We start from the raw sequence: 8,162 nt of genomic DNA, 5'->3' as shown, positions 1-8,162 counted from the left end.
GTGCTGGGCTTGTGTTATCTCGGCTGGATCACGCGCTGTTTCCGCCAGGCGCCGCCGGAAGTCGCGGTTTGACGTAGCCGCTCGCGCTTGTGCTGGTGGTTATCTGTCAACGGCGAGGCACGGCGCGAGGAGACGCGTGAGTTAAACCTGACGACGCTGCTTCGCGCAGCGTCGAACTCAAAGCGCCATATCGAAAGCGGGCCTGAGGAACAGCTCGATCGCCATCACCACAAGGCCCATTGCGGCCGCTGACAACGTCAACGTGCCGTACTCGTCGTAGCGTGAATCGTACAGGCACGCCACGACGAAGAGAATCGCTAGCAGGTTGGTCAGCCAGTCGAAGTTCAGCGCCAAGTTCATCGATTAAATCCGGGCTCGCGCGCGACTCGTATCGTCGAATCGCGCTATTACGTGAGCCGGATTCTAGCGAGTTGAGCTTACGGATTCGCAACGACTGTGCTTACACAAATTACGCCCCGAAGGAAGTCCCCTTGGGGGACGCCCCGAAGGAAGTCCCCTTGGAGGGCGTCCCGAAGAGGTCCCCTTGTGGGGACTCCCCGAAGGATGTGCTCTAGGCGGACATCATGTCGTGCTCGATCCACTCGATCACCGAGTTGCGTTTGGGCTGCCAGCCGAGCAGCTTACGTGCGCGCTCACCGCGCACGCGGCTATTCGAACCCAGCCCGTACGAAGCCATTTCGTAGCCCCATTCCTTCTGCGCTTCTTCGAGCGGCCAGTCTTGCGGCTCGCCGAGTTTCATCACGCGCGCGATCGCGGCGCTCATGTCACGAAACGACGCCTCGCCGCTTTCAACGAAGTAGAACGTGCCCGCGGGTGTCTTCTCCAGCGCGAGGCGATAGAGTTCGGCGACGTCGTCGATATGCACGTTCGACCAGACGTTGCCGCCGCTGCCCACATGCCGCACGACACCGCTCTTTTGCGCCTGACGCACGAGTCGCGGCAACTGGACGCTTGCGCTGCCCGGTACCGCGCCGTGACCATAGATCAGCGTGTTGCACAGCACCGCCGAGCGGATGTTTTGCTGCGCCGCGTTGAGCACGAGCTGATCGATGGCGACGCGTGCCGCTTTATCCGCGGTCGGCTCGGGCAGGGCGTCTTCGTGATAGATGCGTACCTCGCCCGTTTCACAGCCCGTTTCACAGCCCGCTTCGCCGCCCGTTTCACAGCCCACCTCGCCGCCCGATGCATCGCCGACGATGCTCGAGCCGCTGGTATGCAGAAACGGCTTGCCGGAACCGGCAAGGCCGTCGATCAGCGCCTGCACCGCGCCTTTGTGGTCACTGCTCGCGGCGTTGATGACCGCGTCGGCGGCTTTTGCTTCCGCGATCAGTAGTTCGCGGTCGTCGAGCGTGCCGATGACGGGTTCGATGCCGAGGCGTTGCAACTCGGCGCTATGTTCCGGCTTGCGGATCAAACCGCGCACCTGATGGCCGGCGCGTACGAGGTGCGCCGCGATCGAACCGCCGATAAAGCCGCTTGCGCCAGTAATGAAAATCTTCAAGACGTTCTCCTAGGGTGGAAACATCGGAAATACGATGACATGTACGCAGTATCCACCGTCTTGATTCTCGCAAAAAGCGTGTTAGTCTCAAATCAATCTTGATTTGAAATCAACAATGAAAACTTCGACGGACGAGTTGCTGGTGTTCGTCACAGTGATCGATAGCGGCTCGATTACCGCGGCGGCGGAGAAATTGGGGCAAACCGTCTCCGGCGTCAGCCGGGCGCTCACACGCCTCGAAAAGAAACTCGACACGGCATTGGTACGGCGCACGACGCGCCGTCTGCAACTGACGGAAGAGGGCGAGGCGTTTCTGCGGCGGGCCCGGGCGATTCTCGATGCGATGGAAGAGGCCGAAGAATCCGTCACGCGCGGGCGCGAGCGGCCCTCGGGGCGCTTGCGTGTCGATGCGGCGTCGCCGTTCATGCTTCATTGCGTGGCGCCCCATATGAAAGCGTTTTCAGCGCTGTATCCGGAGATTCGACTGGAGTTGACCAGCAACGAGCGGATCGTCGATCTGCTCGAACAGAAAGTGGATATCGCGATCCGCATCGGCGCGTTGCAGGATTCGACCCTGCATGCGCGTGCCTTGGGCAGCAGCAAGCTGAGAGTGCTCGCCAGTCCAGCGTATCTGGCCGAATACGGCGAGCCCAGGTCGGTGGAAGCATTGCGCGAGCATCGTCTGATTGGCTTTACAGCACCGGAGCATCTGAATCGCTGGCCACTGCGGAAGGGCGGGAAGGGCAAGTCAGAGCCGCTGAAGATCGAGCCGGCGATCACCGCATCGAGCGGCGAGACGCTGCGCCAGTTGGCCCTCTCGGGATGGGGTATCGCCTGTCTCGCCGACTTCATGACCGCCGCAGACGTGCGCGAAGAGCGGCTGGTGCCGATTCTCGGCAACGTGCTGGCGGAAGAACGGCAGCCGGTGAGCGCCGTGTATTATCAGAGCGCGTCGCTGGCGGGGCGCGTGCAGTGCTTCCTGGATTTCATTGCGGCGCGGGTGAAGCTTTAGCGAATCCTTCGTCAGTCGTGCGTTTGAACAAAGCCCGCGGCTCGCATGAGTGCGCGGGCTTTTTTGCGTCGTCAGCGCACTCTCCTATAACTCTGGAAGAGGCGCCTCGAGATGGCAGGGCAGCGGCACAGAGCACATTGGCGCATTGGTGCATTGACCGCCCCGGGCGCCAGCCGCCCCGAGCCGGCGCGTTGAATCTTTTTGTCCGCTTGCCGCCCTACATTTTGAACGTGTATATACAAGTTATCGTTCGCGGCGAACGAATGCGGTCTGGCCTGCGCTGCCGCCTCAAACCGCGGCTCGACCGACATGTATGCCTCGCCAGCCTCCGGTTCTAATGGAAACTCCCAGGCTGGAAGCCGCAAAAACAAGTTGTATATACAAGACGGCAACGTTAGACTTCTCTCGAATTGTATAGACAAGACAGGACACAACACCATGATGATTCTGAAGCCCGGCCACCTGACCTTCCCGCAACTGCGCCAGATCGCACGCGAACACGTCGCGTTGCAACTCGATCCTGCCAGCCACGCCGCCATCGACGCCTGCGCCAAAGCCGTCGCCGATATCGCCGCGAAGGGCGAACCGGCCTATGGCATCAACACGGGTTTCGGGCGCCTCGCCAGCACGCACATTCCGCATGACCAGCTCGAACTGCTGCAGCGCAATCTGGTGCTGTCGCACGCGGTCGGCGTGGGTGAGCCGATGTCGCGTCCGGTCGTGCGTCTCCTGATCGCGCTAAAGCTGTCGAGCCTCGGCCGCGGCCACTCGGGCATCCGCCGTGAAGTGATGGAAGCGCTGATCACGCTGTACAACGCCGATGTCCTGCCGGTGATTCCGGTTAAGGGCTCGGTCGGCGCATCGGGCGACCTCGCGCCGCTGGCGCATATGTCGGCTGCCTTGCTCGGCGTTGGTGACGTGTTCGCGAAGGGCGAGCGCATGCCGGCCATCGAAGGTCTCGCGCTGGTCGGCCTCAAGCCGCTCACGCTGCAAGCGAAGGAAGGTCTGGCGCTGCTGAACGGCACGCAAGCTTCGACCGCGCTCGCGCTCTACAACATGTTCGCCATTGAGGACCTGTACCGCACCGCACTGGTGGCGGGTGCGTTGTCGGTGGACGCTGCAGCGGGTTCGGTCAAACCGTTCGACGCGCGCATTCACGAACTGCGCGGCCATCAAGGTCAGATCGACGCGGCAACGGCTTACCGTTCGCTGTTGCAAGGCTCGGGCATCAATGTCTCGCACGCCGATTGCGACAAGGTGCAGGACCCGTACAGCCTGCGCTGCCAGCCGCAAGTGATGGGTGCGTGTCTGGACCAGATGCGCCATTCGGCCGACGTGTTGCTGCTGGAAGCCAATGCCGTCTCCGACAATCCGCTGATTTTCCCGGACACGGGCGAAGTGCTGTCGGGTGGCAATTTCCACGCTGAGCCGGTGGCGTTCGCTGCTGACAATCTCGCGCTTGCCGTCGCTGAAATTGGCGCGCTGGCCGAACGCCGCATCGCGCTGCTGATCGACACGACCTTGTCGGGCCTGCCGCCGTTCCTCGTGCGTGATGGCGGCGTGAATTCGGGCTTCATGATCGCTCACGTGACCGCCGCGGCGCTCGCCTCCGAGAACAAGACGCTCGCGCATCCGGCTTCGGTCGATTCGCTGCCGACCTCCGCGAACCAGGAAGATCACGTTTCGATGGCCACGTTCGCTGCGCGCAAGCTCGGCGACATCGCTGAAAACGTCGCGAACATCCTGTCGATCGAGTTGCTCGCTGCCGCCCAAGGCGTCGATCTGCGCGCGCCGCACAAGACCAGCCCAAGCCTGCAGAAAGTGATGGACGCGGTGCGCAAGGACGTCGCGCATTACGAGCTCGATCACTACTTCGCACCGGATATCGAGGCTGTGACGCATCTCGTGCAGAACGGTACGATCGCGAAGCTGAGCCCGTTCTCGTTCGCGTCCGAACAGTAAGCTCGAAAAACACGTTTAAGCACGCTAATCAAGCCAATGAACGCACCGGCCTATCAGGGCATCAAGGACTTCATCCTAGGCCGCATCCATGCGGGCGAATGGGCTGAAGGCGACCAGGTGCCCTCCGAAAACGAGCTTGCGCGCGAATTCAACGTTGCGCGCATGACGGTCAATCGCGCGTTGCGCGAGTTGACTTCGGAGCAGGTGCTGACGCGCGTGCAGGGCTCGGGCACGTTCGTGGCCCGGCCCAAGTACGAATCGACACTGGTGGCGATCCGCAGCATCTCCGACGAAATCGTCGCGCGCGGTCATCGTTATCAGGCGAAGGTGTTGCACATTGGCGCGAGCATCGTCGACGAAGCGCTCGCCGAAGAAATGCAGGTGAGCGCGGGCAGTCCGGTGTTTCATTCGCGCGTGCTGCATTTCGAAAACGACGAGCCGGTGCAACTCGAAGAGCGCTGGGTCAACCCGGCGGTCGCACCCGATTACGCGTTGCAGGACTTCACGAATACCACGCCGAATCAGTATCTGGTGCGCGTGGCGCCGCTTCAGCGCGTCGAGTACCGCATCGAAGCATTGGCTGCGGATGCCGACACGCGCGAGTTGTTGACCATGGATGAACTCGAACCGTGTCTCGTGCTGCATCGGCGCACATGGTCGCAAAGCCAGGTCGCTTCGATCGCCAATCTCTGGCATCCCGGCAACCGCTATCGCTTCACCGGACATTTCTGATTCAGCCGTTTTTTTAGACCCGCTTCCGATTCATTTTCCAGACTCATTTCCCGAACTTCTCCCGAACATTCTCACGCATTCCGAGGGCCACCATGAACAACCCGAAACACATCGACCCGCGTCTGGACCCGACCCGTACGATCCGCGCTCCGCGCGGTGCGGAAAAGACCTGCAAGACCTGGATCGCGGAAGCCGCGTACCGGATGATCCAGAACAATCTGGACCCGGAAGTTGCTGAGCATCCGCACGCGCTGGTCGTGTATGGCGGTATTGGCCGTGCCGCGCGGAACTGGGATTGCTTCGATCAGATCCTCGCCTCGCTGAAGGACCTGAACGAAGACGAGACGCTGCTGATTCAATCGGGCAAGCCGGTCGGCGTGTTCAAGACGCATGCGGACGCACCGCGCGTGCTACTGGCGAATTCGAATCTGGTGCCGCATTGGGCGACGTGGGAACACTTCCACGAACTCGATCGCAAGGGCCTGATGATGTACGGGCAGATGACCGCGGGCAGCTGGATTTACATTGGCAGCCAGGGCATCGTGCAGGGCACCTATGAGACGTTCTTCTCGGTGGCGAACCAGCATTTCAACGGCGATCCGTCGGGCCGCTGGATTCTGACCGGTGGTCTCGGCGGCATGGGCGGCGCGCAGCCGTTGGCAGCAACCATGGCCGGCTTCTCGATGATCGCGGTGGAATGCGATGCGACGCGTATCGACTTCCGCCTCAAGACCCGTTATGTCGACAGGAAAGCGAAAACGCTCGACGAAGCGCTCGCCATGCTCGACGAAGCGAAGAAGACAGGCAAGCCGGTGTCGATCGGTCTGCTGGGCAACGCAGCCGATGTGTTCGCCGAATGCGTGACGCGCGGCATCACGCCGGATTGCGTGACCGACCAGACCAGCGCCCACGATCCGATTCACGGTTACCTGCCGCAAGGCTGGAACGTCGAAGACTGGCGCGAGCGCATGAAGACGGCGCCGGATTCCATCATCACGCCGGCCAAGCAGTCGATGGCCAAACAGGTGCAGGCGATGCTGACGTTGCAGGAGCGCGGCGCGGCCACGCTCGACTACGGCAACAACATCCGTCAGATGGCGCTGGAAATGGGCGTGGAAAACGCGTTCGATTTCCCGGGCTTCGTGCCGGCGTATATCCGTCCGTTGTTCTGCGAAGGCAAGGGCCCGTTCCGCTGGGTCGCGCTGTCGGGCGATCCGGAAGACATCTACAAGACCGATGCGAAGGTCAAGGAATTGATTCCCGACGATCCGCATCTGCACAACTGGCTCGACATGGCGCGCGAACGTATTGCGTTCCAGGGCCTGCCGGCGCGGATCTGCTGGGTCGGCGTGAAGGATCGTTATCGTCTGGGCCAGGCGTTCAACGAAATGGTCAGGACCGGCGAGCTGAAGGCGCCGATCGTGATCGGCCGCGATCACCTCGATACCGGTTCGGTAGCAAGTCCGAACCGCGAAACCGAATCGATGAAAGACGGCTCGGACGCAGTCAGCGACTGGCCATTGCTCAACGCGCTGCTGAACACGGCAGGCGGCGCGTCGTGGGTCTCGCTGCATCATGGCGGCGGGGTGGGGATGGGCTTCAGCCAGCACTCGGGCGTCGTGATCGTCGCCGACGGCACGGACGCTGCGAAGGAACGCCTCGGCCGCGTGCTGTTCAACGATCCGGCAACGGGTGTGATGCGTCACGCGGATGCGGGCTATGAACTCGCGCAGGAAACGGCGCGCGAGGCGGGCCTCAATCTGCCGATGCTGGGCCGTTGATCATGGCGCTTCACGGTACGCCTGTCGGTAGCATGGCGACCACGACGTTGATTCGCGGCGCCGCCCTCGTGGCGGCGCCGTGGAAGAACGGCGGCGGCGTCACGCGTGAAGTTGCGGCGTTTCCCGAAGGTGCGGGGCTCGATGCATTCGTGTGGCGCATGAGCATCGCCGATGTCGCGCAAGCGGGGCCGTTTTCGCGTTTCGCGGGTATCGATCGCACGCTCGTGTTGCTGTCCGGCGCGGGCATGTTGCTCGACGAAACAGACGGCGCTGGCGTTCCCGCCGTGAACACGCTCGCGTTGACTCTGCCGCTCGATATCGCGCAGTTTGCGGGCGAAGCGCAAATCGATGCACGCCTCGTCGACGGCGCCACGCGCGACTTCAACCTGATGGTCCGCCGTGGCGCGGCAGTGGGCGAGACCGAAGTGTGGCGCGGCGATACGCAGCGCACGTTGTCCGCCGATGTAGTGCTGTTGTTCTGCGCAAGCGGTTCGGTTTCGGTCACTCTCGGCGGCGACGCGCAACCGCAACCGCAAGTGCTCGAGGCCGACGACACACTGCGCATCGGCACGCCGAACGCGCTGTCATGCATGGTCAAGGGCGCGGGTGCGTTGCTCGCGATCAGCATTCGCTATACATGATGAACGCAACGATGACGACGATTCGCACGCGCGTTTAGATCCTGGCAAAGGTTAGGCAAAGGCCAGGCAAAGTGCGCCGCGAATCACCACAGACACGCAACGAGCTGCAAAGAGCACGCGATGAAGCAAACCGTCTGGCATCACCTGAAACTCTGCCCCGAGGGCGACCCCCAACACACGCTGCCCGATGCTGCGATTGCCGTTGAAAACGGCAAGATCGCGTGGCTCGGTGCGGCTTCCGAATTACCCACCGAGTACGCCGCATGGCCGCGTGAAGATCTGCACGGCGCATGGGTGACGCCGGGTCTCGTCGATTGCCATACGCATCTGGTGTATGGCGGCCAGCGCGCGGATGAATTCGCGCAGCGCCTGGCGGGCGTCAGTTATGAAGAAATCGCGCGGCAAGGCGGCGGCATTGTCTCGACGGTGCGCGCCACGCGTGCCGCTGACGCAGACTCGCTGTTCCGCCAATCGGCCGCACGCCTCGAACCTCTGCTCGCCGAAGGCGTCAC

7 protein-coding genes and 1 pseudogene are annotated in these 8,162 nt (G+C 62.4%); 6 read left to right on the top strand and 2 right to left on the bottom strand.

The genetic code is table 11. The features are described from left to right. Positions 1 to 177 precede the first annotated feature (177 nt). Positions 178 to 360 (bottom strand): hypothetical protein, encoded by a 183-nt coding sequence (locus VFE81_RS10810; RefSeq protein ID WP_325044584.1) that lies wholly within the window; start codon positions 358 to 360, stop codon positions 178 to 180. A gap of 211 nt (positions 361 to 571) precedes the next feature. Next, positions 572 to 1,522 carry an NAD-dependent epimerase/dehydratase family protein gene (locus tag VFE81_RS10805; RefSeq protein WP_325044583.1) on the bottom strand — a complete coding sequence of 317 codons (951 nt, stop codon included), beginning with the start codon at positions 1,520 to 1,522 and terminating at the stop codon, positions 572 to 574. Between the two features lie 115 nt (positions 1,523 to 1,637). On the opposite strand from VFE81_RS10805, the gene VFE81_RS10800 reads away from it, so the two are divergent. The 6 genes and pseudogenes from VFE81_RS10800 to VFE81_RS10775 form a co-directional block, all read left to right on the top strand. Then, positions 1,638 to 2,534: a LysR family transcriptional regulator gene (locus VFE81_RS10800; RefSeq protein ID WP_325044582.1), complete on the top strand. Its 897-nt coding sequence runs from the start codon at positions 1,638 to 1,640 to the stop codon at positions 2,532 to 2,534. A 438-nt stretch (positions 2,535 to 2,972) separates the two neighbouring features. Continuing rightward, positions 2,973 to 4,496: a histidine ammonia-lyase gene (hutH, locus tag VFE81_RS10795; protein WP_325044581.1), complete on the top strand. Its 1,524-nt coding sequence runs from the start codon at positions 2,973 to 2,975 to the stop codon at positions 4,494 to 4,496. A 36-nt stretch (positions 4,497 to 4,532) separates the two neighbouring features. Beyond that, the gene (gene hutC, locus VFE81_RS10790; RefSeq protein ID WP_325044580.1) at positions 4,533 to 5,228 is read left to right on the top strand and encodes a histidine utilization repressor; all 696 of its coding nucleotides are present in this window, start codon (positions 4,533 to 4,535) and stop codon (positions 5,226 to 5,228) included. 92 nt (positions 5,229 to 5,320) lie between these two features. Continuing rightward, positions 5,321 to 7,009 (top strand): urocanate hydratase, encoded by a 1,689-nt coding sequence (hutU, locus tag VFE81_RS10785; RefSeq protein ID WP_325044579.1) that lies wholly within the window; start codon positions 5,321 to 5,323, stop codon positions 7,007 to 7,009. A gap of 2 nt (positions 7,010 to 7,011) precedes the next feature. After that, on the top strand, positions 7,012 to 7,650 hold the full coding sequence (locus VFE81_RS10780) for a HutD family protein (RefSeq protein ID WP_325044578.1): 639 nt from the start codon (positions 7,012 to 7,014) through the stop codon (positions 7,648 to 7,650). 120 nt (positions 7,651 to 7,770) lie between these two features. Next, positions 7,771 to 8,162, top strand: a pseudogene (locus VFE81_RS10775) (imidazolonepropionase); the annotation flags it as partial.

The sequence above is a fragment of the Paraburkholderia sp. genome, assembly GCF_035656215.1.
Taxonomy (GTDB): Bacteria; Pseudomonadota; Gammaproteobacteria; order Burkholderiales; family Burkholderiaceae; genus Paraburkholderia.
Note: the sequence above shows the minus strand (reverse complement) of the source record. Positions and strands in the feature narration are given on the sequence as shown.

What these genes read in the sequence shown, in the direction of transcription:
- hutU (WP_325044579.1), top strand. Translation starts at nt 5,321, where the DNA reads ATGAACAACCCGAAACACATCGACCCGCGTCTGGACCCGACCCGTACG.
- VFE81_RS10800 (WP_325044582.1), top strand. Translation starts at nt 1,638, where the DNA reads ATGAAAACTTCGACGGACGAGTTGCTGGTGTTCGTCACAGTGATCGAT.
- VFE81_RS10810 (WP_325044584.1), bottom strand. Translation starts at nt 360, where the DNA reads ATGAACTTGGCGCTGAACTTCGACTGGCTGACCAACCTGCTAGCGATT.
- hutC (WP_325044580.1), top strand. Translation starts at nt 4,533, where the DNA reads ATGAACGCACCGGCCTATCAGGGCATCAAGGACTTCATCCTAGGCCGC.
- VFE81_RS10780 (WP_325044578.1), top strand. Translation starts at nt 7,012, where the DNA reads ATGGCGCTTCACGGTACGCCTGTCGGTAGCATGGCGACCACGACGTTG.
- hutH (WP_325044581.1), top strand. Translation starts at nt 2,973, where the DNA reads ATGATGATTCTGAAGCCCGGCCACCTGACCTTCCCGCAACTGCGCCAG.